Annotated in this window: 19 protein-coding genes; 7 read left to right on the top strand and 12 right to left on the bottom strand. The window is 73.2% G+C overall.

Annotation, left to right across the window (positions count from 1 at the left end; translation table 11 throughout):
- Positions 1-200: 200 nt before the first annotated feature.
- From O7606_RS04365 to araB, 8 genes are all read right to left on the bottom strand, one after another.
- The gene (locus O7606_RS04365) at positions 201-1,217 is read right to left on the bottom strand and encodes a LacI family DNA-binding transcriptional regulator (RefSeq protein ID WP_281597721.1); all 1,017 of its coding nucleotides are present in this window, start codon (positions 1,215-1,217) and stop codon (positions 201-203) included.
- A gap of 25 nt (positions 1,218-1,242) precedes the next feature.
- Positions 1,243-2,748 carry an L-arabinose isomerase gene (gene araA / locus O7606_RS04360; RefSeq protein WP_281597720.1) on the bottom strand — a complete coding sequence of 502 codons (1,506 nt, stop codon included), beginning with the start codon at positions 2,746-2,748 and terminating at the stop codon, positions 1,243-1,245.
- 28 nt (positions 2,749-2,776) lie between these two features.
- A complete protein-coding gene (gene yjfF, locus O7606_RS04355; protein WP_281597719.1) occupies positions 2,777-3,769 on the bottom strand; it encodes a galactofuranose ABC transporter, permease protein YjfF in 993 nt (330 codons plus the stop codon).
- On the bottom strand, positions 3,766-4,845 hold the full coding sequence (locus O7606_RS04350) for an ABC transporter permease (RefSeq protein WP_281597718.1): 1,080 nt from the start codon (positions 4,843-4,845) through the stop codon (positions 3,766-3,768). The genes yjfF and O7606_RS04350 overlap by 4 nt, the downstream gene beginning before the upstream one ends.
- A complete protein-coding gene (locus O7606_RS04345) occupies positions 4,842-6,386 on the bottom strand; it encodes a sugar ABC transporter ATP-binding protein (RefSeq protein WP_281597717.1) in 1,545 nt (514 codons plus the stop codon). Before O7606_RS04345 ends, O7606_RS04350 begins: the two co-directional genes overlap by 4 nt.
- A 149-nt stretch (positions 6,387-6,535) precedes the next feature.
- The gene (locus tag O7606_RS04340; protein ID WP_281597716.1) at positions 6,536-7,540 is read right to left on the bottom strand and encodes an ABC transporter substrate-binding protein; all 1,005 of its coding nucleotides are present in this window, start codon (positions 7,538-7,540) and stop codon (positions 6,536-6,538) included.
- Between the two features lie 45 nt (positions 7,541-7,585).
- Complete coding sequence (locus O7606_RS04335) at positions 7,586-8,278, bottom strand: L-ribulose-5-phosphate 4-epimerase (RefSeq protein WP_281597715.1); 693 nt, start codon at positions 8,276-8,278, stop codon at positions 7,586-7,588.
- Positions 8,275-9,972 (bottom strand): ribulokinase, encoded by a 1,698-nt coding sequence (gene araB, locus O7606_RS04330; RefSeq protein ID WP_281597714.1) that lies wholly within the window; start codon positions 9,970-9,972, stop codon positions 8,275-8,277. Before araB ends, O7606_RS04335 begins: the two co-directional genes overlap by 4 nt.
- A 316-nt stretch (positions 9,973-10,288) precedes the next feature.
- Between araB and O7606_RS04325 the strand changes: the two genes are divergently transcribed.
- A complete protein-coding gene (locus O7606_RS04325; RefSeq protein WP_281597713.1) occupies positions 10,289-11,311 on the top strand; it encodes a LacI family DNA-binding transcriptional regulator in 1,023 nt (340 codons plus the stop codon).
- A 285-nt stretch (positions 11,312-11,596) separates the two neighbouring features.
- Entirely contained in the window at positions 11,597-13,045 is a 1,449-nt protein-coding gene (locus tag O7606_RS04320) for a cellulase family glycosylhydrolase (RefSeq protein ID WP_281597712.1), read from the top strand.
- 120 nt (positions 13,046-13,165) lie between these two features.
- On the opposite strand, the gene O7606_RS04315 is transcribed toward O7606_RS04320, so the two are convergent.
- From O7606_RS04315 to O7606_RS04300, 4 genes are all read right to left on the bottom strand, one after another.
- Positions 13,166-14,431, bottom strand: coding sequence for a family 16 glycosylhydrolase (locus O7606_RS04315; RefSeq protein ID WP_281597711.1), 1,266 nt, complete (start codon positions 14,429-14,431; stop codon positions 13,166-13,168).
- Positions 14,432-14,728: 297 nt separating this feature from the next.
- Positions 14,729-15,391 carry a ThuA domain-containing protein gene (locus O7606_RS04310; protein ID WP_281597710.1) on the bottom strand — a complete coding sequence of 221 codons (663 nt, stop codon included), beginning with the start codon at positions 15,389-15,391 and terminating at the stop codon, positions 14,729-14,731.
- A gap of 42 nt (positions 15,392-15,433) precedes the next feature.
- On the bottom strand, positions 15,434-17,038 hold the full coding sequence (locus tag O7606_RS04305) for a bifunctional 3-(3-hydroxy-phenyl)propionate/3-hydroxycinnamic acid hydroxylase (protein ID WP_281597709.1): 1,605 nt from the start codon (positions 17,036-17,038) through the stop codon (positions 15,434-15,436).
- Between the two features lie 140 nt (positions 17,039-17,178).
- Complete coding sequence (locus O7606_RS04300) at positions 17,179-19,335, bottom strand: carbohydrate-binding module family 20 domain-containing protein (RefSeq protein ID WP_281597708.1); 2,157 nt, start codon at positions 19,333-19,335, stop codon at positions 17,179-17,181.
- Positions 19,336-19,674: 339 nt separating this feature from the next.
- Between O7606_RS04300 and O7606_RS04295 the strand changes: the two genes are divergently transcribed.
- From O7606_RS04295 to O7606_RS04275, 5 genes are read left to right on the top strand one after another with little or no spacing between them, the layout of a single operon-like run.
- A complete protein-coding gene (locus tag O7606_RS04295) occupies positions 19,675-22,032 on the top strand; it encodes a protein kinase (protein ID WP_281597707.1) in 2,358 nt (785 codons plus the stop codon).
- Positions 22,029-23,312: a hypothetical protein gene (locus O7606_RS04290; protein ID WP_281597706.1), complete on the top strand. Its 1,284-nt coding sequence runs from the start codon at positions 22,029-22,031 to the stop codon at positions 23,310-23,312. Before O7606_RS04295 ends, O7606_RS04290 begins: the two co-directional genes overlap by 4 nt.
- Entirely contained in the window at positions 23,309-25,144 is a 1,836-nt protein-coding gene (locus O7606_RS04285; RefSeq protein WP_281597705.1) for an AAA family ATPase, read from the top strand. The genes O7606_RS04290 and O7606_RS04285 overlap by 4 nt, the downstream gene beginning before the upstream one ends.
- The gene (locus tag O7606_RS04280) at positions 25,141-25,791 is read left to right on the top strand and encodes a 4Fe-4S cluster-binding domain-containing protein (RefSeq protein ID WP_281597704.1); all 651 of its coding nucleotides are present in this window, start codon (positions 25,141-25,143) and stop codon (positions 25,789-25,791) included. The genes O7606_RS04285 and O7606_RS04280 overlap by 4 nt, the downstream gene beginning before the upstream one ends.
- Positions 25,779-26,444, top strand: coding sequence for an FHA domain-containing protein (locus tag O7606_RS04275; protein ID WP_281597703.1), 666 nt, complete (start codon positions 25,779-25,781; stop codon positions 26,442-26,444). Before O7606_RS04280 ends, O7606_RS04275 begins: the two co-directional genes overlap by 13 nt.
- Positions 26,445-26,516: the final 72 nt, after the last annotated feature.

The raw sequence follows: 26,516 nt of genomic DNA, 5'->3' as shown, positions 1-26,516 counted from the left end.
CGCCGGGTGGGCGTCGCCGGAACACACCCGGATCCGCACCGGCTACCACCAGGCGCTGCGGCTCTTCCCGGGCGTCCGCCACTGACGGCGCGGTCACCGCGTCCGCGCCCAGGACGAGCAGCCCGGCGTCACGACCGTGCAGATCACCAGGCCCCGGACGGTCCGGACCAGCACCGACTCGCCGTCCGGATCACCGTCGTCTAGCCACGGCCGCCGCTGCTGGCCCGCACCACCAGCGTCGGCTCGACCCGCCGGTCGATGGGGTGCCCGTTGGCCTCGCCGAAGGACTCCAGCAGAGTGGCCACGCACCGCCGCCCCACCTCGTCGAAGTCCTGCCGGACGGTCGTCAACGGCGGCGACAGGTACTCGGCTTCGGGGATGTCGTCGAAGCCGACCACGCTGACGTCCTGCGGCACCCGCACGCCCCGCTGGTGCAGCGACCGCAGCAGGCCGAGCGCCTGGTGGTCGTTGGCGCAGAACACGGCGGTGACCTCCGGCCGGTCTGCCAGGGACTGGCCGATCTCGTAGCCGGCGCGGGGGCTCCAGTCCCCGGTCAGCGCCGGCGGCGTCCGCCGGCCGGCGACCTCCAGGGCCAACCGCCACCCGTCCATCCGGTCCCGGGCCTCCAGCCAGTCCCGGGGGCCGGCGATGTGCCACACCGTCTCGTGGCCGAGCGACAGCAGGTGCTCCACGGCCAGCCGGGCGCCGGTGACCTGGTCGACGGAGACGCTGGGCAGCTCACCGGCCCGACCGGACTCCACCACCACGGCCGGCACCCCGGTCGGCAGCCCGGACACCGCCACCGCGGCGGTCAGCATCGGCGCGATCAGCACCACCCCGGCCACCGACTGCTCGGTCAGCGCGTCGATGGCCGAGGCCACCCCGGCCCGGTCGAGCCGTTCCAGGGTGACGATGCTGATGCCGTAGCCGGCGGCCCGGGCGGCGCGTTCGACACCGAGCAGGGTGGCCGCCGGCCCGTACAGGATGGTGTCGAAGCTGATCACCCCGATGACCCGGGACCGCCGGCCGGCGAGCCCGCGGGCCAGCGCGTTGGGCCGGTAGTTGAGCTGGTGGACGGCGCGCAGCACCCGTTGCCGGGTCTCCTCCCGCACGCTCGGATGGTTGTTGAGCACCCGGGACACGGTCTGGTGCGACACCCCGGCGAGCCGGGCCACGTCGCTCATCACCGCGGCCCGCGCCTCCGGCTGCTGCCCCATCACACCCCCTCGCCGGCCGCCGGGGTCAGAATCCCCGGGCCAGCCGGTAGTAGGCCTGGTTCCAGCGCAGCTCGTCGGCGAACCGTCGGGGCCGGGTGTCGGCGTCGATGACGACCAGCTCGGTGGCGACCATCGCCGCCAGGTCGTGCAGCTCCTCGACGCCGACGGCCTGCGACAGCACCGTGTGGTGCGGCGCGCCCGCGGTCAGCCACGCCTCGGCGGAGGCGGGCAGGTCCGGGCGGGGCCGCCACACCGCCCGCGCCACCGGCAGCTTCGGCAGCGGTTGCGGCGGGGCCACCACGTCGACCTCGTTGGCGACCAGCCGGAACCGCTCCCCCATGTCGGCCAGGCCGAGCACCACCGCCGGGCCGGGGGCGGCGTCGAAGACCAGCCGTACCGGGTCCTCCCGCCCGCCGATGCCCAGCGGGTGGATCTCCACGCTGGGCGTGTCGGCGGCGATGCTCGGGCACACCTCCAGCATGTGCGCGCCCAGCACGACCTCCTGGCCGGGGGTGAGGTCGTAGGTGTAGTCCTCCATGAACGACGTGCCGCCGGTGGCGCCGACGGCCATCGCCTTGAGCGTGCGGACCAGCACCGAGGTCTTCCAGTCGCCTTCGCCGCCGAAGCCGTAGCCGTCGGCCATCAGCCGCTGCACGGCGACGCCGGGCAGCTGACGCAGCCCGCCCAGGTCCTCGAAGTTGGTGGTGAACGCCCGGAACCCGCCGGCGTCGAGGAAGTCCCGCAGGCCCGCCTCGATGCGGGCGGCGTAACGCAGCGAGGCGTGCCGCTCGCCGCCGGCCCGCAGCAGCGGGTCCAGCCGGAACGTGTCGTCGTACTCCTTGACCAGCTCGTCGATACGCGGCTCGTCGACCGCGTCGACGGCCGCCACCAGGTCGTTGACGCCGTAGGTGTTGACCGAGACCCCGAACCGCAGCTCGGCTTCGACCTTGTCACCCTCGGTGACCGCGACGTCGCGCATGTTGTCGCCGAAGCGCGCCAGCCGCAGCGAACGCATCTCGGCGTGCCCGATGGCGGCCCGCGTCCAGGCGGCGATCCGCTCGGTGACCCGCGGGTCGCTGACGTGCCCGGCGACGGTCTTGCGGGCGACCCCGAGGCGGGTCTGCACGAACCCGAACTCGCGGTCGCCGTGCGCGGCCTGGTTGAGGTTCATGAAGTCCATGTCGATGTCGGACCACGGCAGCGCCACGTTGGCCTGGGTGTGCAGGTGCAGCAGCGGGGTGCGCAGCGCGTCCAGCCCGGAGATCCACATCTTGGCCGGGGAGAACGTGTGCATCCAGGCGATCACCCCGACCGCCCCCTGCACGGCCGCGTCACGGCAGACGGCGAGGATCTCCGCGCTGGACGTGAGCACCGGCTTCCAGACCACGCGGGCCGGGACGGCGGGATCGGCGTCGAGCTGCGCGGCGATCTGCCGGGACTGGTCCGCGACCTGACGCAGCGTCTCCGGGCCGTACAGGCCCTGGCTGCCGGTGAGGAACCAGACCTCGGCGGCCGGGGATGGGTTGGTCATGGGGTTGCCTTCCGATGAACTGGTCGGGTCACTTCTTGCGGATGCCGACGAGGCGTTGGAGCAGGATGAACGCGAACAACAGACCACCGATGACGATCTTGGTCCACCAGGAGTTCAGGCTCCCGTCGAAGGTGATCAGGGTCTGGATCACGCCGAGGACGAGCACGCCGAGCACGGTGCCGAACACGTAGCCGGAGCCGCCGGTGAGCAGGGTGCCCCCGATGACGACCGCGGCGATGACGTCCAGCTCCATGCCGACGGCGATCAGCGGCGCCCCGGACAGCGTGTAGAACGACAGCAGGATCCCGCCGATCGCCGAGCAGAGCCCGCTGACGGTGTACACGGCGATCTTCGTGCGCCCCACCGGCAACCCCATCAGCAGCGCCGACTGCGGGTTGCCGCCGACGGCGTACACGTTACGGCCGAGCCGCGTGTACGCCAGCGTGTACGCCGCCACCAGCACCACGGCCAGGGCGATCAGGACGCTGTAGGACACGAAGCTCTCACCGAGTCGGATGCGCTCCTGCGCCATCGAGGTCCAGAACCCGTCGGTGATCGGCACGGACGTGGTGCTGATCCAGGTGCACAGCCCCCGCGCGAAGAACATGCCGGCCAGGGTGACGATGAACGGTTGGATGTCGAAGAAGTGGATGACACAGCCCATCGCGAACCCCAGGGCGGGGCCGATCAGCAACGCGATCACCAGCACCAGCGCCGGGTGCAGCCCGTTGCCCAGCAGCGACGCCGACACCATCGCCGTCATCGCCACCACCGAGCCGACCGACAGGTCGATGCCGCCGGTGAGGATCACGAACGTCATGCCCACGGCGACCACGAGCAGGAACCCGTTGTCGATGAAGATGTTGAACACGACCTGCGGGCCGGAGAACGCCCGGTACTGCGACACGCCGATGCCGTACATGACCAGCAGCAGCGCGAGGGTCGCCAGCACCGGCACGTGTCGTTGCGGCAACCGCCACCAGGCCCGGCCGGCGCTCCCGGCCAGGGTGTTCGTGGTCATGCCGGCACCTGCTCCTTCTGCGTCGCTGCGGGGGCCACCGGTGGCGTCGCGGGCGCCGACGGGCGACGCCGCCGAAACTTCGCCCGGAACGCCGGGGCCTGGATGAGGCACACCACGATCACCACCACCGCCTTGAACAGCAGGGCGGTCTGCGGGTCGATGTTCATCGCGTACACCGAGGTCGTCAGGGTCTGGATGATCAGCGCGCCGACGATGGTGCCGCCGAGGTAGAACCGGCCGCCGGCCAGGGCGGTGCCGCCGATGACCACGGCGAGGATCGCGTCGAGCTCCACCCACAGGCCGGCGGCGTTGCCGTCGGCGCTGGAGACGTTGGCGGTCATCATGAACCCGGCGATGGCCGCGCACGCCGCGCTGACCACGTACACCAGGAACGTGATGCGCCGCGACCGCACGCCGGCGAGCCGGCTGGCCTCGGCGTTGCCGCCCACCGACTCGATGATCATACCGAGGGCGGTACGGCGGGTCAGGGCCGCCACCAGCAGCGTCACCGCGAGCGCGACGACGATGGCGAACGGCAGCGTGAACAGGTGCCCCACCCCGATCGTCCGGTACGGATCGCTGTTGATGGTGATGATCTGCCCCTGGCTGATCAACTGGGCCAGGCCGCGGCCGGCGACCATCAGGATCAGCGTGGCGATGATCGGCTGGATGCCGATCACCGCGACCAGCACGCCGTTCCACGCGCCGAGCAGCAACGCCACCCCGAACGCCAACGCCAGCGCGGTGAGCACCGTGGCGACGCTGTTCTGGTCGGGTTGCCGGCTGATGTGCAGACAGGCCACCGCGCCGGCGACCGCCACCACCGAGCCGACCGACAGGTCGATGCCGCCGGTGGCGATCACCAGGGACATGCCCAGGGCCACCAGGATCAGCGGCGCGCTGAGCCGGACGATGTCGATCAGGCTGCCGTACAGGTGGCCGTTGGTCAGCTCGACGGACAGGAAGCTGGGCCGGTAGACGGTGTTGGCCACCAGCAGCGCCACCAGCACCACCAGCGGCCAGAACAACCGGTGCCCGGTGAGCCCGGCGAGTCGGGTCCGTACCGTCGCGCTCATGCCGGCACCGGTCCTTCCTGGGAGGCGCCACTGGCGATGGCGCGCATGACGCGCTCGGCGTCGAGACTGTCGTCGTTGGCGAGCTGGGCGACCATCTGCCGGTCCCGCATCACCGCCACCTTGTGGCTGAGCCGCAGCACCTCCTCCAGCTCGGCGGAGATGAACAGCACCGCCATGCCGCCGTCGGCGAGCCGGGCGACCAGGCGTTGGATCTCGGTCTTCGCGCCGATGTCGATGCCCCGGGTGGGCTCGTCCAGGATCAGCAGCCGCGGCTCGGTGATCAGCCAGCGGGCCAGCAGCACCTTCTGCTGGTTGCCGCCGGAGAGGTTACGCACCGGCATCTCCGGGTTGGCCGGCCGGATGCTCAACGCGTCGATCCACTTCTGCACCAGCTCGTCCTGCCGGCGTCGCGGCACCGGCCGCAGCCAGCCCCGGGCGGCCTGCATGGCCAGGATGATGTTCTCCCGCACGGTCAGCTCGCCGACCAGCCCCTCGGTGCGGCGGTTCTCCGAGCAGAACGCGATGCCCCGGTCGATGGCGGCCACCGGGTTGCGTACCGCCACCGGCCGGCCGTCGACGGCGAGCTGACCCCGGTCGGCGCGGTCGGCGCCGAAGAACAACCGGGCCACCTCGGTGCGTCCCGAGCCGAGCAGCCCGGCCAGACCGACCACCTCCCCCTGGTGGATGGTGAGGCTGAACGGGGCCACCGCCGCGCCCCGACCCAGACCGTCGGCGGCCACCACCGGGGTGCCCTGCTCCACGGCGGTCAGGTCCCCGCCGCCGGCCTCGTCGAGGCGCTCCAACGCGTCGAGCTCCTTGCCGATCATCTTCTCGACCAGCGCGAGCTGCGGCAGGTCGGCGGTCGTCCACTCGCCGACCAGCCGGCCGTTACGCAGCACGGTGATCCGGTCGGCGATGCCGTACACCTGGTCGAGGAAGTGGGTGACGAACAGGATCGCGATGCCCTGCTCCCGCAGTTGGCGCATGATGCGCAGCAGGTGGGCCACCTCGTCGGCGTCCAGGCTGGAGGTGGGCTCGTCCAGCACCAGCACCCGGGCGTCGATGTCGACGGCGCGGGCGATCGCCACCATCTGCTGCACGGCCAGCGAGTACGAGCCGAGCAGTTCGGTGACGTCGATGTCCAGGTCGAGGCGGGCGAGCACGGCGCGGGCGCGTCGGCGCATCTCCCGCCAGTTCACCGCGCCCAGGCGGCGCGGCTCCCGGCCGATGAAGATGTTCTCCGCCACCGACAGGTTGGCGCAGAGGTTGACCTCCTGGTAGACGGTGCTCACCCCGGCCGCGGTGGCCTGCATCGGGCCGGCGAAGGACACCTGCCGCCCGTCGAGGGTGATGACGCCGCCGTCGGTGCCGTACACACCCGTCAGCACCTTGATCAGAGTGGACTTGCCGGCGCCGTTCTCACCCATCAGGGCGTGCACCTCGCCGGGAAACATCCGGAAGTCGACGCCGTCGAGGGCGCGCACTCCCGGGAAGATCTTGCTGATCCCGGTCATCGTCAGGACCGGAAGCCGCTGCGACATCCCACCAGCCTTTCGTCGTGCGCGTCGCCGGCCGGCACCCACCACCGGGGCGCCGGGGCCGGCGGCGTGGGCGAGCCACACCGCCGGCCCCGGCCGTCGTCCGGCGAGGGTCCCGGGTGCCGGTACGACGCGTCGTGGGGCCCGACCGGTCAGTACTTGCGGTTGGGCAGCGCGGCCTTGGCCTGCTCCTGGGTGAAGGTGGTCTCCTCGGTCTCGATCCGACGAGGCACCTCCTCACCGGCGTGGACCTTCTTGGTCAGCTCCATGAGCTGGTCGCCCAGCAGCGGGCTGCACTCGGCGATGAAGTTGAACTTGCCGTCGGCCAGCGCCTGCATGCCGTCACGCACCGCGTCGATGGTGATGATGGTGATGTCCTTGCCGGGCGTCTTGCCCGCCGCGGTGATCGCCTCCAACGCGCCCAGCCCCATGTCGTCGTTGTGCGCGAACAGCACGTCGATCTTCGGGTTGGCCTTGAGGAACTGCTCCATGACCTGCTTGCCGCCGGCCCGGGTGAAGTCACCCGACTGCGACGCGACGACCTTCAGGTTGGGGTTGGCGGCGATGGCCTCGGCGAAGCCCTTCTTCCGGTCGTTGGCCGGCGCCGACCCGGTGGTGCCCTGCAGCTCGACGATGTTCACCGGGCCCGACGCGGACTTGGTCTGCTCGACCAGCCACTCACCGGACAGCCGGCCCTCCTTCACGAAGTCCGACCCCAGGAACGTCTTGTACAGCGACGTGTCCGCCGAGTCCACCGCCCGGTCGGTCAGGATGACCGGGATCCCGGCGTCCTTGGCCTCCTTGAGCACGGTGTCCCACCCGGACTCCACCACCGGCGAGAAGGCGATCACGTCCACCTTCTGCTGGATGAAGTTCCGGATCGCCTTGATCTGGTTCTCCTGCTTCTGCTGGGCGTCGTCGAACTTCAACTCGATGCCGGCCGCCGTCGCGGCCTCCTTGATCGAGTTCGTGTTCGCGGTACGCCAGCCGCTCTCCGCGCCGACCTGCGAGAAACCGAGAACGATCTTCTCGTCGCCGCCGCCGGCCTCCGATCCGGTGTCGCTGTTGCCGCACGCGGCCAGTGAGGTCGCCAGCAGGCCGGCGGCCAGCACCGCGCCGAAGCCACGGCGGGTGATCGGGGTACGGGGAATCGACATGTGATGACTCCTTCGGGGTGGTGGGGGTGAAAGAACAGGGGCCGGTCAGGAGGCCCCGGCAGCCCGGTTCGGCTGCCCGTACACGTTCTGGTAACGGTCGTAGAGGGCGTCGATGTCCGCCTGCGCCATCGGCGCCGGCGTCCCCAGCGCCCGGGTCAGATGGGCGGTACGCGCCACGTCCTCGCACATCACCGCCGCCTTGACCGCCGCGCGGGCGTCCCGGCCGATGGTGAACACGCCGTGGTTGCGCATCAGCACCGCCGGGGAACGGTGCCCGGACAACGTGGCCACGATGCCCTTGCCGATGTCGTCGCCGCCGATCAGCGCGAACGGACCCACCGGGATCTCCCCGCCGAACTCGTCGGCCTGCGCGGTCAGGTGACACGGGATCGCCTCGCCCCGCGCCGCCCACGCGGTGGCGTAGCCGCTGTGGGTGTGCACCACCCCACCCACCTCCGGCATGGCCCGGTACACGTAGGCGTGCGCGGCCGTGTCGCTCGACGGCGACAGGTCACCGTCGACCACCACGCCGTCGAGATCACAGACGATCATGTTGTCGGCGCGCAGGTCGTCGTAGGAGACCCCGCTGGGTTTGATCACCATCAGGTCCCGGCCCGGCACCCGCGCCGAGACGTTGCCCGCCGTCCACGCCACGAGGTTGTACCGGACCAGCTCACCGTGCAGGGCCGCGACCTGCTCACGCAGCCGCGTCACCGTCGCGTCCAGCTCGGCGCTCACGCCACCACCTCCAGGGAGACCTCGGCCGCCTCGGCCGGCAGGGTGTCGGCCGCCCGACGGGCGGCGTTACGGATGGCGCGCAGCCGCAGCAGCATGTCCTCGGCGCCCCGACCGAAGTGGTCGTGCAGCCGCCGGTACTCGGCGTACAGCGCGTCGTAGGCACGGGCCCGCCGCGGGTCCGGCCGGTACACGTCCCGCTCGACCCGACCCATCACCGCCGAGGCGGCCGGCACGTCCGGATACGCCCCGGCAGCCACCGCGGCGTGGATCGCCGACCCCAACGCCGGGCCCTGCGTGGAGCCGATGACGCCCAACGGGCGCTGCGTCACGTCGGCGTAGATCTGCATCAGCAACGTGTTGGTGGTCAACCCACCGGCGATGACCAGCTCGTGCACCGGCACGCCCGCCGCGTCGAACGCCTCGATGATCATGCGGGTGCCGAACGCGGTGGACTCCAACAGCGCCCGGTACACGTCCGGCGGCCGGGTCGCCAACGTCAACCCCACGACCACCCCGCTGAGATCGTGGTTGACCAGCAGCGACCGGTTGCCGTTCCACCAGTCCAACGCGACCAGCCCGTGCGCCCCGACCGGCTGCGCCGCCGCCGCGGCCGTCAACGCCTCGTGCGAGTCGTACCCGGCCGGCGCGGCGTGCTTGACGAACCAGCCGAAGATGTCACCCACCCCGCTCTGGCCGGCCTCGTAGCCCCAGGAGCCGGCGCTGATCCCACCGTCGACCACCCCGCACATGCCGGCCACCTCGGCCAGCTCGGCGCCGTTGACCACATGGCAGGTCGAGGTGCCCATGATCGCCACCAGCCGGCCCGGCTCCAGGGCCTGCGCGGCGGCGGCGGTGACGTGCGCGTCGACGTTGCCGACCGCCACGGCGATCCCCTCCGGCAGGCCGGTCCACGCCGCCGCCTCGGCGGTCAGCCCGCCGGCCCGCGCGCCCAACGGCAGCAGCGGACCGTCCAGCTTGACCACGAAGTCGACGAAGTCGGGATGCAACGCCGCCAGGTACTCCCGGGACGGGTACCGACCGTCCTGGTGGATGCCCTTGTAACCGGCGGTGCACACGTTGCGGGTCTCGACGCCGCACAACTGCCAGACGATCCAGTCGGCCGCCTCGATCCACCGGTCGGCCCGCCGGTAGACCTCCGGGTCCTCCTCCAGCAGTTGCAGCCCCTTGGCGTACTGCCACTCGGCGGAGATCTTCCCGCCGTACCGGCCGATCCACGGCTCGCCGCGCTCATGGGCCAGGGCGTTGATCCGGTCCGCGTGCGGCTGGGCGGCGTGGTGCTTCCACAGCTTCACCCAGGCGTGCGGACGGGTCCGCAGCTCCGGCACCTCGCACAGCGGAGTGCCGTCGGCCAGCGTCGGCAGCACCGTGCAGGCGGTGAAGTCGATGCCGATCCCGACCACCCGGGCCGGGTCCACGCCGCTGGCCGCCAGCGCCGCCGGCACCGCCCGCCGCAGCACCTGGCGGTAGTCCTCCGGATCCTGCAGGGCCCAGTCCGCCGGTAGCGCCCCGCCGTCGACGGCGAGTACCGTGTCCATCACGCCGTGGCGGTACTCGTGCACCGCCGTGCCCAACTCGGCGCCGTCGGCGACCCGCACCACCAGGGCCCGACCCGACAACGTGCCGTAGTCGACACCGACCACGTACCGGTCCCCGGGGTCCGCCGAAACGTTCATGACATCCTCCGCTCACGCATCGGCAATAGTGTTAGCGCTCACATAGGTTGGCGTCAAGACACCATCCGGTCTCAACTTGAACCACCCCCACCCCGCCCCACCCCCGGCCCCGCCAGGGACCCGGCCCACCCCCGGCCTCCAGCCACACCCGCGCGCCGGACACCCACCCACCCCGTGTGCGCGCTCACACGCCGACGCCGCACCCCGCCCACCACCCGCCCCACCCCGAACCCCACCACCACCGCCCACCCCCCACGACCGTCGAAACTTTCGGGCTATGCTGCCGGCCGGTACGGGCGACCGGTGAGGAGACGACGTGGAACAGCAACGGGCCACCCTGGCCGAGATCGCACGAGCGGCAGGAGTGTCCATCCCCACCGTCTCCAAAGTCCTCAACGGCCGCCCCGACGTCGCCCCCACCACCCGCCACAAGGTCCAGACCCTGCTCGACCAACGCGGCTACACCACCCGACGGACCACCCGACCCACCCCCCGCGCCGGCCTCATCGACCTGGTGCTCCGCGACCTCGGCAACCCCTGGGCCATGCAGATCATCGACGGCGTCGAGGAACTCGCCTACCGCGCCGGCTTCGGCGTCATCGTCTCCGCCGTCCACGGCCGCCACCGCAACCGCCCCGACCGCCGCTGGACCGAACAACTCGCCACCCGCCGCTGCGACGGCGTCCTGCTCGTCCTGTCCGACATCTCCCCCAGCCAACGCGGCCAACTCGACGAACTCGGCATACCCGTGGTCATCATCGACCCCGCCGGCCAACCACCCGCCGACATCCCCTCGGTCGGCGCCACCAACTGGGCCGGCGGCCTCACCGCCACCGAACACCTGATCGAACTCGGCCACCACCAGATCGCCGTCATCGGCGGCCCACCCACCGTCCCGTGCAGCCGCGCCCGCGTCGACGGCTACCGCGCCGCGATGAACGCCGCCGGCCACCGCATCCCCACCGGCTACGTCCGCACCGGCGACTTCACCGCCCCCTCCGGCTACCACGAGACCAACGCCCTGCTCGACCTCGCCCGCCCACCCACCGCCGTCTTCGCCTGCTCCGACGAAATGGCCTGGGGCGCGTACGAAGCCCTCTACGAACGCGGCCTACGCGTACCCGACGACCTGAGCGTCGTCGGCTTCGACGACCTCGACGCCGCCCGCTGGGCCGTCCCGCCCCTGACCACCGTCCGGCAACCGCTGACCGAGATGGCCGGCATGGCCACCCGGATGCTGCTCAGCCTCGCCCACGGCGAGGAGCTCGGCAGCCACCGCCTCGAGCTGGCCACCCCGCTGGTGGTCCGCCACAGCACCCGCCCCCTCACCACCGACTGATCACCAACGGACACCCCCCGACCCGGACAAACCCCGCGGACAACCCCTCCGGAGTTCGACGTCCGTACATGTTGCACCCACTTCACGGACGCCCTTAGGCTGCCTGGGAGCGCTCCCGCGCGACACCGCCGCGCCGAGCCCACCGCCGCGCCGGGCGACCCGACCCGCCCGCGCCGACGACGGGCAACCCATGCGCGCCCGACCCACACCGGGACGGCCGCGCCCCCGGCACGACGTCGCCACCCGCGCGCCCACCCCACCCCCGCACGAAACGAGACGCCCACGATGACCAGACACCCCCGCCCGCTCCGCCGACAACTCGCCGCCGTCGGCGCGGTCGGCGCCCTGACCGCAGCCACCCTGGCAGCCCTGCCCGCCACCAACGCCCAGGCCGCGCCCGGCTGCCGGATCACCTACACCACCACCAACTGGACCGGCGGCTTCACCGCCACCGTCACCGTCACCAACCTCGGCGACACCGTCAACGGCTGGACCCTCGGCTTCACCTTCCCCGACACCGGCCAACGGATCACCCAGGGCTGGTCGGCCACCTGGCAACAGAACGGCGCCGCCGTCACCGCCCGCAACGAGAACTGGAACGGCTCCCTCACCACCGGCGCCACCACCAGCATCGGCTTCACCGGCGCCCACACCGGCAGCAACCCCAACCCGACCTCGTTCACCCTCAACGGCACCGCCTGCGCCGGATCCACCACCCCCACGCCCACCAGCCCCGCGCCCACCACGCCGCCGCCCCCGACCACGCCACCCCCCACCACCGCCCCGCCCGGCGGCGCCACCCCGGTCGCCGTCAACGGCCAACTCCGCGTCTGCGGCGTCAACCTCTGCAACCAGTACGGCAAACCCATCCAACTACGCGGCATGAGCAGCCACGGCATCCAGTGGTTCCCACGCTGCTACACCGACGCCTCCCTCGACGCCCTCGCCAGGGACTGGAACGCCGACCTCTTCCGCATCGCCATGTACGTCCAGGAAGACGGCTACGAGACCGACCCCACCGGCTTCACCGACCGCGTCAACAACCTCGTCGAGGAAGCCACCGAACGCGGCATGTACGCCATGATCGACTTCCACCTGCTCACCCCCGGCGACCCCACCTACAACCTGCAACGCGCCAAGACCTTCTTCGCCGCCGTCTCCGCCCGCCACGCCAACAAGAACAACGTCATCTACGAGATCGCCAACGAACCCAACGGCGTCAGCTGGTCCACCATCAAGAACTACGCCGAACAGGTCATCCCGGTCATCCGCGCCAACGACCCCGACGCCGTCGTCGTCGTCGGCACCCGCGCCTGGTCCTCCCTCGGCGTCTCCGAAGGCGGCAACTCCACCGAGGTCGTCAACAACCCCGTCAACGCCGCCAACGTCATGTACGCGTTCCACTTCTACGCCGCCTCACACCGCGACAACTACCGCGCCGAACTCGAACGCGCCGCCGCCCGACTGCCCATGTTCGTCACCGAGTTCGGCACCGTCGACTACACCGGCGACGGCGGCGTCGACCTGGCCAGCAGCACCACCTGGCTCGACCTGCTCGACCGACTGAAGATCAGCTACGCCAACTGGACCTACTCCGACAAGGCCGAGGGCAGCGCCGCGTTCCGACCCGGCACCTGCAACGGCAACACCTTCGCCGGCGCCTCCGTACTCACCGAATCCGGCAACTTCATGCGCAACCGCATCCGCACCCCGGACAACTTCCCCACCAACTGAGAGCCCGGGGCACGGTGTCCCACCGCCTCCCCGGCGGGACACCGTGCCCCGACCACCATCCGCCGCGCCGGCGGGGACGCGCGCCACTCCCACGGCCCCGCCGACGAGCTCACCGACCGCTCAGTACCGCGACCACTTCTGGTTGGCGGTCCCCGCGCAGTCCCACAACTGGAGCTTGCCACCGTTGGCGGTGACGTTCTCCCGCACGTCGACACACCGGTTCGCGCTGAGATTCACCAGATCACCGGCCCCGTTCAGGGTGAACCGCTGCGCCGGATTGCCGTTGCAGGTCACCAGGTTCACCTCGGTGCCGTTCGCCGTCCCCGCCCACGCCGGATCCATGCACTTGCCCATCGCCCGGACCGTGCCGTCACCGGCGAACGTCCACTGCTGCGCCGCCGTGGTGTTGCAGTCCCAGATCTGCAGCTTCGCGCCGTCCACCGGATTCGCCGACGGGATGTCCACACACCGCCCGCTCTGCTGCCCCCGGATCCGGGTCGTCCCGCTCGGCGGCGGCGTGCCCCCGGACGTGTACCCGTTCACCCGCACGTAGTCCACCAGCATCTGCTGCGGGAACTGCGTCGTGCCGTCCGGGTAACCGGGCCAGTTGCCGCCCACCGCCACGTTGAGGATCATGAAGAACGGGTGGTCGAACACCCACCGGTTCCCACCCAACCGACCCGGGTCGACCCGGTGGAACTCCACCCCGTCCAGATACCAGATGATCGAGTTCGGCTCCCAGTCCACCCGGTAGGTGTGGAAACCGTCGGCCAACGGCGCCCCGACGCTCCGGCTGCCCGTGATGCCGCCACCACCGGAGTAACCCGGCCCGTGGATCGTCCCGTACACGGTGTTCGGCTCCCGGCCGATGTTCTCCATGATGTCGATCTCACCGGCGTTCGGCCAGCCCACGCTGCCCATGTCGTTGCCGAGCATCCAGAACGCCGGCCAGATGCCCTGCCCCCGGGGAATCTTGATGCGCGCCTCGAACCGCCCGTACGCCTGCGTGAAGGTCGCCGCCGTCAACAGCCGGGCCGACGTGTACTCACACCGGCCGTAGTGGCACTGGTAGTTGTTCGGGTTCTCCCGGCGCGCGGTGATGACCAGGTTGCCCTGCCCGTCGTGCACCGCGTTGCTGGTGCTGTTCGTGTAGTACTGCCGCTCGTTGTTGCCCCACCCGCCGCCGCCGATGTCGAACCGCCACCGGCTCTGGTCGACAGGTGTGCCGGCGGGCGCGTTGAACTCGTCCTGCCAGGTGATCCCGCCGATCGCCGCCTGCGCCGGCCCGACGTCGGCCGGCAGCACGGGCGCCGCGGTCAGGCCCACCAGCGCGGCGAGCAGGAGCGCGAATCGTCGCGCTCGCGGGGAACGTCCAGGTCTGGGCACGAGGCCTCCTTCGCAGTCGGGTGATCCGCGACGACGCGCGGCTGGCCGGTGGTGGCCCGCCGTCGCGGGATCCCCGGCTCTTCCGACCGCACGTGACGGAGGCCGTCGCCCGGCCCACGACGACCGAGAGAGCGCTCTCTATCGCAGCATGTCGATATGTTGAGTTTTTGTCAACACTCCTTGCAGTTACTCCCCCGCACCGGCGACCCCACGACGCCACCGACCCGCCCGCCACCCGCCAGCAGCGTGGCGGCGTCACCGGGCCGCCACGACCGACGGCCCGGCACCCGACCCGCCTCAGCCCTCCCCGGCCGCCCAGGTCAGGCCACCCAGCAGATGCGCCCGGAAAGCCGGCTCGTCGTACGCCTCGACGGTGTGCCCACCCGCCGTGTAGAAAGACCGGCCGCCAGCCACCTCCGCGCACCACGCGTGCGGGTGGTCCGCCCCCATCGTCGACCCCTCGTACGACGACGCGTCCAACCGGAGCAGCACCCGGGCATCGCCCCGCACCGGCGTCCGGAAGTTGTACCACTCGTCCTCGCGCACCCAGCAGGGGTCGAGATGGGCGGTGGCCGGATGCCCACGGTCCGCCACCACGACGGTGGCCCGCTGGATCTCCGGCGGATGGTCGCTGAAGTACGCCCCGACCACCGCACCGTAGAACGGCCAGTCGTAGCAGGTGTCCGCCGCGCCGTGCACCCCCACGAAACCGCCACCACCGCGCACGTACGCCTCGAAGGCACTCCGCTGCCCGTCGGCGAGCAGGTTGCCGGAGGTGTTGAGGAAGACCACCACCGCGACCCCGGCCAACCGGTCCGGGTGAAAGACCGCCTCGTCCTCGGTGGCGGTGACCTCGAAACCGCGCCCGGCCGCCAGCTCGCGTACCGCCCGCGCCCCGGCTGGAATGGAGTCGTGCCGGTAGCCGGCTGTCTTGGTGAAGACCAGGATCTCGGTTCTCATCGCCCCATCATGGGGCTTCCCCCTCACCTCCCGTAAGGCGTCCTAGGAGGGTGGGGTGGAATGGTCCATCGCTGTCGGCACCACCGGCGCGGCCGCCACCAGGGCGCTCAGGTCGTCACCGGACGTGAGCACCGTCCGGTCCGGACGCACCAGGGCCGCCCCCGCCCGGCCCCGACGCAGCCACCTGCCGAGCTGCGAGCCCCGCGCCACGGTGACCGGTAGCACGCCCCGCCGACGCGCCACGGCCGCCACCACCGGCGGCACCGGCCGCGCCGTGACCAGCACGAAGCACAGACCGGCCAGGTCGTCGAGGCGGCGGCCGTCGGCCAGCGGGGCGTTCGGGCAGAGCCGGCCGGCCAACCCCCACGGCGCGGCCCGCCGCCGGCGCAGCGCCGACCGGCGCAGCGGCGGGGTCGCGCTGTCGAGCACCATCGGCAGCCACGCAAGCCGGGGCACGACCACCCGGCGGAGCAGGTTGCCGACCTCCCCGCCCTCGGTCATCGACCGGCCGACCATCATGGCCAGTCGGATCAACGACGTGACGTGCGGCAGGCGTTCCGTCTGGTAGCTGTCCAGCGCGTCGTCCGACAGACCCCCGCCGAGGACGCCGGCGAGCTTCCAGGTCAGGTTCGCCGCGTCCCGCAGCCCCGAGCCGAGCCCCTGCCCGACGAACGGCGGCGTGAGGTGGGCGGCGTCGCCGAGCAGGAACACCCGCCCGACCCGCCACCGCTCGGCCACCTGGGCCCGGAAGGTGTACTCCGCGCTGCGCACCACGGTGAGCGCCGAGAACGGCACCTCCCGCGTCCACGGCCGGACCAGCCGGGCCAGCGTCTCCGGCTCGGACATCCCCGCCGCGGTCTCCCCCGCCAGCAGCCGGAACTCCCACCGGTGCCGGCGCGACCCCACCCGCACGTAGGTGGCGGCGCGTCGCGGGTCGCAGACCTGGTGGACGCCGTCCCAGGTGTCGATGGTGGCGTCGGTGTCCACGTCGACGACCAGCCAACGCTGCGCGAAGCCGAGATCCCGCATGGCGACGCCGACCCGCGCGCGGACCGTGCTGTTCGCGCCGTCGCAGCCGAGGAGGTACCGCGCGGCGAGCGTCTCCCGGACCCCGGTGTCCCGGTCGGTCAGGGTGATCCGGACCGGACCGTCGGCGCTCTGCCCGACCCCGGTGACCTCGACCCCGCCGCGCAGGGTGACCAGCGGCTCCTCGGCCGCCCGGCGACGCAGCAGCGTCTCCAGGTCGGGCTGGTCGAACATGTTCGCCTCGGGGTGACCGTGCACGCCGGCCGCGACGCCCCGGGCGAACTCGGCCAGCACCCGGTGGTCGGGCGCCAGCAGCCGCAGCCCCGTCCCCGGCCGGGACACGGCGGCGAACCCCTCGTGCGCCCCCACCCGTTGCAGGACGCGGTAGACCTCGTCGTCGAGGTGCACGGCCCGGGGCTGCGGGAAGATGCCGGGAAATCGGTCCAGCACCACCGAGCGCACCCCGTGACCGGCCAGCAGCAGGGCGGCGGTCACGCCGGTCGGGCCGGCGCCGACGACGACCACGGGCAGCGGCGCGTCCGCCGGGGCGCCCGGTCGACCGGGTCGGCTCGACGGGTGGGGCGGGCGCGCGGGCGACGACGTGGGGCGGGGATCGGCCATCGGCGCTCCTCGGCGGAAGGATTCGGCTCCGTCAGACCACGGTAGAGGCAGCCAGGGTGGAGCAGCCGGACACCCCGGCCGGGCGGGCCGGGGCGTCCGGGTGACGACGACGCCACGGTGGGCAGGGGCCCACCCGAGGGTCACCGCCAGGTGTCGCTCCGGGTCACGGCGCCGCCGGCCGGGGTGGTGAAGCCGCGGTTGCCGCCGCCCTCCCAGGTGACCGTGCCGTCCGGGTTCTTCTTGAGATACTTGTACTCCACCGCGGTCTGCGGCGGCAGGTCCAGCGTCGCCCGCCAGGCCGGGTAGGCCGCCGACGACAGCGGCACGGCGTTGGCCGGGTTCCAGCCGCCCAGTGCCGCGATGTTGCCCACCACGAAGACGTTCTGCCCGTAGTACGTCGTCGCGGAGACCGAGAACGAGGCGGCCACCGACGCGGTGGGGGTGTCACCGCGGAACGTCTCGGTGACCGCGTACGTGCCGGAGGCCGGAGTGGTGAGGCTGCGGTTGCCTCCCGACTCCCAGGTGACCGTGCCGTCGGCGGCCCGCTTGACGAACTTGTACTCCACCGTCGTCGACGGCGGCAGGTGCGCCACGCCCCGGAAGACGTTGCCGCCCTGGGCGGTCAGCCGGACCGCGCCGGCCGGGGCCCAGCCGCCGAGCGCGGGCACGCTGCCGGCCAGCAGGACCTCCTGCCCGCCGGTCGTGCTGGCGGTGACGGTGACGGTGGTGGCGACCGTGTCGTCCGGATCACCCGGATCGCCCGGATCGCCCGGGGTGGTCCGGGCGCCGACGTGGATGGCGACCGCGCCGTTCGCCGGCACGGTCACCGTCGCCCGGCCGCCGGAGACGGTGATCCGGGCGCCGGCGCAGCCCGCGCCGGTCACCCCGCCGGAGATGACGTCGCAGTAGTCGCCGTCGGCGAGGCCGGTGGGGAAGGTGGCGGTGGCGGCGACACCGGAGTCGTTGATGCCGATCCAGGCCCGGTCGCCCCGGTGGAAGCCGATGACGTTGCTGTTCACCGTGGTGAATCCCGAGACCGTCCGGACCGGGCGGGCGGCGTTGGCCCAGCCGACCATGCCCTTGATGCCGGTGCTCTGGCTCAGGCAGGTCCAGGCGGCGCCGCACACGGCGTCGGTGACGTGTCCGCTGCCGGTGGCCGGCGGCGACTGGTTGCGGTCGGTCCAGGTGAAGCTGTCGTAGACCGACGGCCTGCCGTGCGGGTAGGCCAGCGCGAAGTAGTTCGCCAGGACGTAGTCGGTCCCGTTCTTGTAGGACAGCACCACCCCGTCGCGTTCCAGGTCGTGGTTGGTCACCATGGCGAACACGTTGGCGCTGGGCGCGTCGAGGTTCCAGTTCGCGACGTTCGCCAGCGCGGAGATCGAGCCCTGGAACGCCGAGCGGATGCCCTTGGCGTACGCGAAGTCGAGCACGTCGCCGTTGCCGGTGAAGGCCCGCGCCTGCAACGCCGGGTTGCTGGCCCCGTCGAAGATCTCCTGGGCCACGTACGGGCGCCGGCCCTCGGCGACGGTGTCGTCCAGCTTGCCGAGGATCGCCGCGAAGTCGTCCTTGCGGACGTGCTTGACCGCGTCCACCCGGAAGCCGTCGACGCCCAGCCCGATCAGGTCGTCGAGGTAGCCGGCGATCTTGGTGCGGACGCTGTCCTTCTCGGTGTACAGGTCGGAGAGGGAGAGCAGCTCACAGCTCGTGACCTGGGCCTCGTTGTTCCAGTCGGTGATCGTGCCGTTGGTGGGGCAGTTGTCGCCCGGCCGGTGGAAGTCGCCGTCGCCGTAGGGCACCGCCGGGTAGCCGTAACCGGTGAACCGGGTGCCGGCGTAGCCGACCGTGCCGGCCGGGTTGTTGGTGCCGGCCATGTGGTTGACCACCGCGTCGACGTAGACCCGCACCCCGGCGGCGTGGCAGGCGGTGACCATCGCGGCGAACTGCTGCCGGGTGCCGAACCGGCTCTCCAGCTGGTAGGAGACCGGCTGGTACACCTCGTACCAGGGATGGACGCCGTCAGGGCTGGCGGGCAGGCTGACCGACTCCTGGGGCGGGGCCACCTGGACCGCGCCGTACCCGGCCGGGCCGAGGTGGTCGGTGCAGGCGGCGGCGACGGAGGGCCAGTTCCACTGCCACAGGTTGGCCGTCACCTCGCTGTCGTTGAGGGTGACGGCCGCCCGTGCGGGGGTGGCGGTGGCGGCCGTGACGACCGCCGGGGCGACGCCGGTCGCGGCGAGGGCGACGGCGAGCAGGACCCGGCCGGCGCGGGCGGGCAGGGGTGGTCGCAGACGTGGCATGGGGACGGGGACCTTCTTCCGGGTCGACGGGACTCTGGCGAGAGTGGACGGCCGTCCGGGTTGACAGAACCATGCTGCATTTCTGCAAACTTTGCAAGACCTTGCGGGAGGATTTTGGAAACCAACCGGCAACACGAGCCCGAGCAGTGGTGATCACACCGAAATCCCACCACAGCGCCCCGTAAGCGCTTCCAGACATTTCAACTCCTTGCGGCGCTGTTCCGGGCCGCGTCGCTCCGGTCCGTCCCCGCGCCGACCGGCACGCGCGCTGTCCGTCAGTCCCGTCACAGGTGACGACGCGACGACGGCGGAGGACGCGACAGTGGTGGGGCGAGACGCATGAGCGAGGAGCCGTCGGCACCGCCGTACGCGGACCGACGCCCCGGGGACCCGGAGCCGCCGCCGACCCGACGGGAGGACGTGCCGGCGGACCTGGCCGCGGACCCACCGCCGACCCGGCGCGAGGACCCGGCCGGCCCACCGACGACCCGCCGGGAGCCCACCGGCGCCGACGCCGGGGCGGCGGACCCGCACGGGTGGGCCGCCGACGGGCTGCTGCGGTTGCCGACGCCGCTGCGCGCGCACTGGCGGATCGTCCGTGACCTGCCCGGCGGCGGCGAGGCCGACCTGGTGCTGGTCCGGGACACCGCCGGCGACCAGCGGGTCGTCAAGATCTACCGTCGGCACGTCACCGTCGACCGGGAGGTGGCCGCGCGTCTGGTCACCCTGGACCGGACCCACCTGGTCGCGCCGGAACGGACCGGGCACGACGACGGCCGCCACTGGGAGCTGATGGAGTACGTCCCCGGCGGCAGCCTCGCCGACCACCTCGACACCGCCACGCTGCCCACCCCGGAGATCGTGGCGGTGGTCGGGCAGATCAGCGCGGCCCTGGCCGAGCTGCACCGCGCACGCCTGACGCACAGCGACCTCAAACCGTCGAACGTCCTGCTTCGCTCCACCGCGCCGGTCCGGTTGGCGCTGAGCGACTTCGGTCTCAGCAAGTACCTGGGTGAGGCGTCCAAGCGGTTCACCCGACGGGCGCACACCATCGCGTACGCCGCGCCCGAATCGTTCTCCGGCCGGTTCTCCCCCGCCCAGGACTGGTGGGCGCTCGGGATCATCGTCCGGCAGTTGGCCACCGGCGAGGCCCCGTTCGCCGGCCTCGCCGAACGGGTCGCCCTGCACGAGCTGCTGGTCCGGGACGTGCCCCTGGCCGGCGTCACCGACGAGCGGCTGCGGCTGCTCTGCCAGGGGCTGCTGGTCCGCGACCCGGACCACCGCTGGGGCGTCGAGCAGGTCGACGCCTGGCTGGCCGGCCAGAGCCCGCCGGTCCACCACGCCGCCGGGGGCCGGGCCCGCCGGCCCCTCACGGTCGCCGGGCGGGACTGCTGGACCCGGACGGATTTGGCCCGCGCGTTCGCGGCCCACTGGGACCACGCGCAGCGCACCTTTCTGGAGCGGGTCGGCACCCCCGGCGACCCGGGCGAGGGCTGGCGGCTGCTGCGGTCCTGGCTGGAGCAGTTCGACACCGACGTCGAGCAGCGGATCCTGCTGATCGACCAGGTGCTCACCGCCGACCTGCCGCCCGGGTTGCGGATGGCGCACCTGCTGCGCTGGCTCGACCCGACGCTGCCGCCGACGTACCGAGGCACGTCGCTGCTGCCCGAGCACGTCGCCGGGCTCGCCGCGACCGCCGAGAGCGGACCGGGGCCCGCCGCCGAGATCGTCGACGAGCTGTGGCGGCACCAGCTCGCCGACCTGCTCGCCGGGTTCGCCGGCGGCGAGCCGCTGCGGGAGATCGACCGGCGGTGGCGGACCGGGCTGACCAGCCTCGACACGCTCCGCGCCCACCCCGCCCTGCCCGCGCCGGCCCGGCAGGCGTTGGCGCGGGCAGGGCGTACCCATCTCGCGGCCCTGCTGCGCGCGGCGGCCGACCCCGACGTCGCCCCGGCGCTGGCCGCGCGGGCCGCCGCCGCCCGCGACCGGGTCCCGGACCGGCCGGCCTGGTTCGCGGCGCTGCCCGACGGCGCGGATCCGGCGGCGGCGCTGGTCGTGCTGACGGTGGCCGGCGAGGCGGAGGCCGAGGCAGCCCGGGCGCGCGCCGAACGCGACCGGGGCCGGGCGCTGTGGGAGCAGGAGGAGGCGCAGCGGGCCGCCGGCCGGACCGGGGCGTTCGGGCACGTCGCGGCGGCGGCCGGAATCTGGGCGGGGGTGCTGCTGACCGGCGCCGTCGGAGCGCTCGGCGCCGGCGCCCTGGTCACCGTCGACGGCCGCAGCGCCCAGGTCGACGCCGCGGTCGTGGTGACCTACGGCGTCGCCTGGCTGGTCGGCACGGCCGCGGAGTCCGCCGTGGCCTACCGGCTGGGCCGGTTCTACCATCCCACCTGGTCGGCGCTGGCCCGGCTGCAGCAGCTCGGCCGCCGGGCGCCGGAGGGCTGGGCCAGGCTGCGGCAGACCGGCAACCGGCTCCGCAGCAGCCTGCCGCCGGCGCTGCTCGCGGTGCTGTGCTGCCTCGGGTGCTGCTTCCTCGGGCCGCTGCTCAACCTGGCCGGCGGCGGCTGGGCCCTGGCCACCCTGGCCGCCGCGGGCGGACACCTGGGCTGGACGGGCGTCCGGCTGGCCCGGTTCGGCCGGCTCCACACCAACCGGCGGCGGACGCTGCTCGGCGACATCTCCGAAGGTGGACACCAGTGAGTGGGATCAGCATCATCGGTTTCGCGGTCGGCGGGGCCCAACTGGCCACCGGACTCGGCACGCTGCTGGCCCTCGACCCGGCCGAGGCCGCCGCGCGCAACGAACGGATCCGCTGCCTGACCCAGCAGCGCCGCAGCCGACGCGAGGCGCTGGAGGCGGCGCTGGCGCAGGCCGCCGACGAGCGGGAACGGCTGGCGCAGACGTTCGTGCGGGCCCGGGTGGACGCCGCCGGGGCCGCCGCCGCGCTGACCGCCGCCGGCCTGCCCCCGGAACCAGGACTCACCCCACCTGTCGACGCCCCGGCGGTGGCCGACTGGTGCGGCACGGTCCCCGGGCTGGTCGCGGCGGCCCACCGGCGGGCCGCCACGGCGCTCGCCGACCAGACGGCGCGCCGGTTGTCGGCGCTGCTGGCCGAGGTGAGCGGCGGGCCGCTGGTCGACGCCGCGGAGGTGCTCGCCCCGGCCCCGGTCGGCCCGACGCCCACTCCGGCGCCGGAGCTCGGCGCGGTGGTCGCCCGCATGCTCTCCACCCTGGACCCGCGGGCCGACGGGACGGACCGGGCCGGCGTCGAGGCGGTCGCGGCGACGCTGGCCCGCCGGTCGGACCGGGCGGCGCACCTGGTGGAGCTGCGGCTGCGGGTGCAGGAGGCGAACGACCGGGCGGCCCGCCGGTACGACGACGCGGTCACCGCCGCCCAGGTGCTCGACGCCATGACGCCGTACCGGCCCGGACACGGGCTCGACCCGGACCGGCTCGACGCGGTCCGGGCGGCGCTGGCCGAGGTCGCCGCCTTCCGGCGGGACCTGGACGACGGACTGCTGGACCAGGTCGCCGGGCTGCGGGCCCAGGTGGAGTCCCGGGCCTCGGCGGCGAGCCTGACCGACGCCGTCGCCGACGTGCTCGGCGAGCTGGGCTATCTGGTGGGGCCGGACTTCTCCGTCGGCGAGGCCGCCGAGGGTCGACTGGAGATCAGCCACCCGGGCCGTCCCGACCACCTCGTCCGGATGCGGGTCGACGGCGACGACCGGCAACTCGTCGCGATGATGTACCGCGCCGACGGCCCCGGGGACGCCGGGGCGGACACCTCCGCCGAGGCGGCCTGGTGCGGCGACCTCGACCGGGCGGTCGGCCGGCTCGCCGACGCCGGGCTGGCGTTCACCCCGATCGTGCTCACCGATCCCGGCGCCCGGCCCGTCCCCGCCGTCCCCGGCCGGGACGCCGACGAGCAGGGCCGGACCAGCCACCGGTACCGCGACCAGCACCGGCCGGAGCGGTCATGACCGACCTCGACCTGACCGACTGGCCCGCGTTCGCCCGGGAGATCCACGCCACCCTGCCGACCCACGCCCAGTACGTGCTGTGGGGCAACGCCGACGACTCGTACCTGGTCGGCGCGGGCGGGGCGACCCAGCTCGTCCCCCTGCCCGACCTGCTCGGCCGGCTGCTCGCCGGCAGCGGCTACACGTTCCTGCTGGCCCACGACTGCGTGGACGGGCCGGAGCTGCGCCGGATCGGCGCGTCGGACGCCCCCGCGGCGGCCAGGTCGCTGCTCGGGGACGGGTTCCGCGCCGGCGGGCGGGCCCCCGACCTGGCCGCCCTGGCCACCCAGGCGGAGGCGGTCGCCCGCCCCCGGCAGCCGGTCCGCGCGGCGATGCTGCTGCGGGCGGCGCGACTGCTGCGCTCCCCCACCGACCCGCAGGACGCCGAACGGGTGTTCCTGCGCCGGATGGACAAGCTCGCCCGGACCGCCCAGCCGGTCTCGGCCGCGCACGGCCGCACCGGCAGCCTGTACAACCCGGTCATCTGGCTGCTGGGCCAGGAGGGTGACCTGCCGGCCTGGTTCACCGCCGCCAACGAGCGGGTCCGCGCGATCGCCCTGCCCACCCCCGACTACGGCGACCGGGAACGCACCGCCCGACTGCTGCTGCGGCCGGAGGGGCACGACGAGCCGCAGCTCGGCGAGCTGGCCCGGGCGTTCGCCGAGCACGCCGAGGGAATGACCCTCCAGGGCATGATAGAGACCACCCGGCTCGCCCACGACCGCGGCCTGACCAGCCGCGAGCTGCCCGACGCGGCCCGGATGTACAAGCTCGGCGTGTTGGACAACCCGTGGCGGCGCGAGTTCCTGCGGCACCGGATCCTGGCCGGCGAGCGGTCCCTGCCGAACCGGGTCGTCGGGCAACCGCAGGCGGTCACCAAGACCCTCGACATCCTCAAACGGGCCGCGCTGGGACTCTCCGGCGCGCAGGCGTCCCGCGCGTCGTCGCGTCCGCGTGGGGTGCTGTTCTTCGCCGGGCCGACAGGCGTCGGCAAGACCGAGCTGGCCAAGGCGGTGGCCCAGGTGGTCTTCGGGGACGAGTCCGCCTACCTGCGGTTCGACATGAGCGAGTTCTCCGCCGAGCACTCGGGTGACCGGCTGATCGGCGCGCCACCGGGCTACGTCGGCTTCGAAGCCGGCGGGGAGCTGACCAACGCCGTCCGGCAACAGCCGTTCCGGGTGATCCTCTTCGACGAGATCGAGAAGGCGCACGCGCGGATCCTGGACAAGTTCCTCCAGATCCTGGAGGACGGTCGGCTCACCGACGGCCGCGGCGGCACCGTGCACTTCTCCGAGAGCATCCTGATCTTCACCTCGAACCTCGGCATGTCCGAACCGGACCCGGCCGGCGGAAGCCGACCCACGGTCCTGCCCGGCGCCCCGTACCCGGAGGTGGAGGCCAGGGTGCGGGCGGCCATCGAGGACCACTTCAACCGGGAGCTGCGCCGACCGGAGCTGCTGAACCGACTCGGCGACAACATCGTGGTGTTCCACTTCGTCGGCCCGGAAGCCGCGGCGCGCATCTTCGACCTCCAGCTCGCCAACATCCTCGGCCGGCTACGCGACGAGCACGACCTCCACGTCGTCCTCGCCGACCAGGCCCGCGCCTGGCTGCGGGCCCGCTGCACCACCGACCTGGCGCACGGCGGCCGGGGCATCGGCTCGGCGCTGGAGACGGCGCTGGTGAACCCGCTGGCCCGGGCGCTGTTCGCCGAGGCTCCGCCGGCCGGCTCGACGGTCACCGTGACCCGGGTCCGCGACGAGGGCGACCTGATCACCCTGGAGCTGGCATGACCGCCGACGCCGACACCATCGAGATCAGCCGGCTGCACCACCCGGTCACCGTGCTCGGGCCGGGCCACCGGGCCGGCGTCTGGGTGCAGGGCTGCGCCATCGGCTGCGCCGGCTGCCTGGCCCGGGACACCTGGGCGCGGCGGCCCGACCGGGCCGTCGCGGTGAGGGCCGTGCTGGACTGGCTCGCCGGCCTGCCCGAGCCCCTGGACGGGGTCACCGTCTCCGGTGGCGAACCGCTGCAACAGCCGGCGGCCGTCGCCGCGCTGCTCGCCGGGGTGACGGCGTGGCGCGGGGACCGGGAGATCGACGTCCTGCTCTACACCGGGTACCCGTGGCACCGGGCCCGCCGGTTCACCGAGGTGCTCGCCGGGTGCGACGCGGTGGTCGCCGGCCCGTACGTGGCCCGCCGCAACGTCGGCGACCCACCGCTGCGCGGCTCGACCAACCAACGGATCGTTCCCCTCACCCCGCTCGGCCGACACCGGTACGGCCCGGCGGCCCCGGTCCCGCCCCGGGGCCTGCAGGCCACCGTCTCCGCCGGCCGGATCTGGCTGGTCGGCATCCCCCGCGCCGGTGACCTCGACCGGGTCGCCCGGGGTTTGGCCGCACGGGACGTGCACGTCGAGGAGACCTCATGGGAGACCTGATCTGCCGGGCGTGTCACCGGCCCGTCGTCCCCGGCGGACTCATCTGCCCGGGGTGCCGGGCCAACCTCACCGCGCCGGACGCGGTCGTCGACGCCGCCGCCCCGGACCCGACGGCGCTGCTCGCGCCGGACCACGGCGACGGGCGGGTCGGCCACGGGCGGGTCGGCCACGACAGCGGGGCGGCCGACCACAACGGCGGGTGGGTCGGCCACGACGGCGGGCCGGCCGACCACGACGGCGGCCGGTCCGCCGACCCGACCTGCCCGCGCTGCGACGCCGACCTGCCGACGGCCGACATCCCGGTCTGCCCGGCCTGCCTGTCGCCCCTGGCCGGGGGCCTGGTACTGCGCCTCGACGGCGGGGTCGACGTCCGCTGGCGGCAGGTCGTCCTGCCCGGCACGGAACTCGTCCTCGGCCGTGACCCCCGGGAGTCACCGGCGGCACAGGTGCTGGCCCGGTACGACACCGTGTCCCGGCGGCACGCCCGGGTCACCGTGGACCGGCGTCGGCACGCCACGGTGACCGACCTGGGCTCGACCAACGGCACCTTCGTCGACGACACGGCGGTGCCGCCCGGCACCACCGTCGACCTGCCGGCCGGCGCGCGGCTACGGCTCGGCCGCAGCGTCTCGCTCGTGGTCGGGCCGGCCTGACCGTCGGCGGCGGCCGCCCGGACCACCGACCGAGGTGGGAGGAGCAGAGATGAGGCGGTCCGTCCACCGTAT

The organism is Micromonospora sp. WMMD882 (assembly GCF_027497255.1).
Lineage (GTDB): Bacteria > Actinomycetota > Actinomycetes > Mycobacteriales > Micromonosporaceae > Micromonospora.
Note: the sequence above shows the minus strand (reverse complement) of the source record. Positions and strands in the feature narration are given on the sequence as shown.

Bases quoted from the DNA above. Each gene is read 5' to 3' on its own strand.
- O7606_RS04365 (WP_281597721.1), bottom strand. From the start codon at position 1,217: ATGGGGCAGCAGCCGGAGGCGCGGGCCGCGGTGATGAGCGACGTGGCC.
- araA (WP_281597720.1), bottom strand. From the start codon at position 2,748: ATGACCAACCCATCCCCGGCCGCCGAGGTCTGGTTCCTCACCGGCAGC.
- yjfF (WP_281597719.1), bottom strand. From the start codon at position 3,769: ATGACCACGAACACCCTGGCCGGGAGCGCCGGCCGGGCCTGGTGGCGG.
- O7606_RS04350 (WP_281597718.1), bottom strand. From the start codon at position 4,845: ATGAGCGCGACGGTACGGACCCGACTCGCCGGGCTCACCGGGCACCGG.
- O7606_RS04345 (WP_281597717.1), bottom strand. From the start codon at position 6,386: ATGTCGCAGCGGCTTCCGGTCCTGACGATGACCGGGATCAGCAAGATC.
- O7606_RS04340 (WP_281597716.1), bottom strand. From the start codon at position 7,540: ATGTCGATTCCCCGTACCCCGATCACCCGCCGTGGCTTCGGCGCGGTG.
- araB (WP_281597714.1), bottom strand. From the start codon at position 9,972: ATGAACGTTTCGGCGGACCCCGGGGACCGGTACGTGGTCGGTGTCGAC.
- O7606_RS04320 (WP_281597712.1), top strand. From the start codon at position 11,597: ATGACCAGACACCCCCGCCCGCTCCGCCGACAACTCGCCGCCGTCGGC.
- O7606_RS04310 (WP_281597710.1), bottom strand. From the start codon at position 15,391: ATGAGAACCGAGATCCTGGTCTTCACCAAGACAGCCGGCTACCGGCAC.
- O7606_RS04305 (WP_281597709.1), bottom strand. From the start codon at position 17,038: ATGGCCGATCCCCGCCCCACGTCGTCGCCCGCGCGCCCGCCCCACCCG.
- O7606_RS04300 (WP_281597708.1), bottom strand. From the start codon at position 19,335: ATGCCACGTCTGCGACCACCCCTGCCCGCCCGCGCCGGCCGGGTCCTG.
- O7606_RS04295 (WP_281597707.1), top strand. From the start codon at position 19,675: ATGAGCGAGGAGCCGTCGGCACCGCCGTACGCGGACCGACGCCCCGGG.
- O7606_RS04285 (WP_281597705.1), top strand. From the start codon at position 23,309: ATGACCGACCTCGACCTGACCGACTGGCCCGCGTTCGCCCGGGAGATC.
- O7606_RS04280 (WP_281597704.1), top strand. From the start codon at position 25,141: ATGACCGCCGACGCCGACACCATCGAGATCAGCCGGCTGCACCACCCG.
- O7606_RS04275 (WP_281597703.1), top strand. From the start codon at position 25,779: ATGGGAGACCTGATCTGCCGGGCGTGTCACCGGCCCGTCGTCCCCGGC.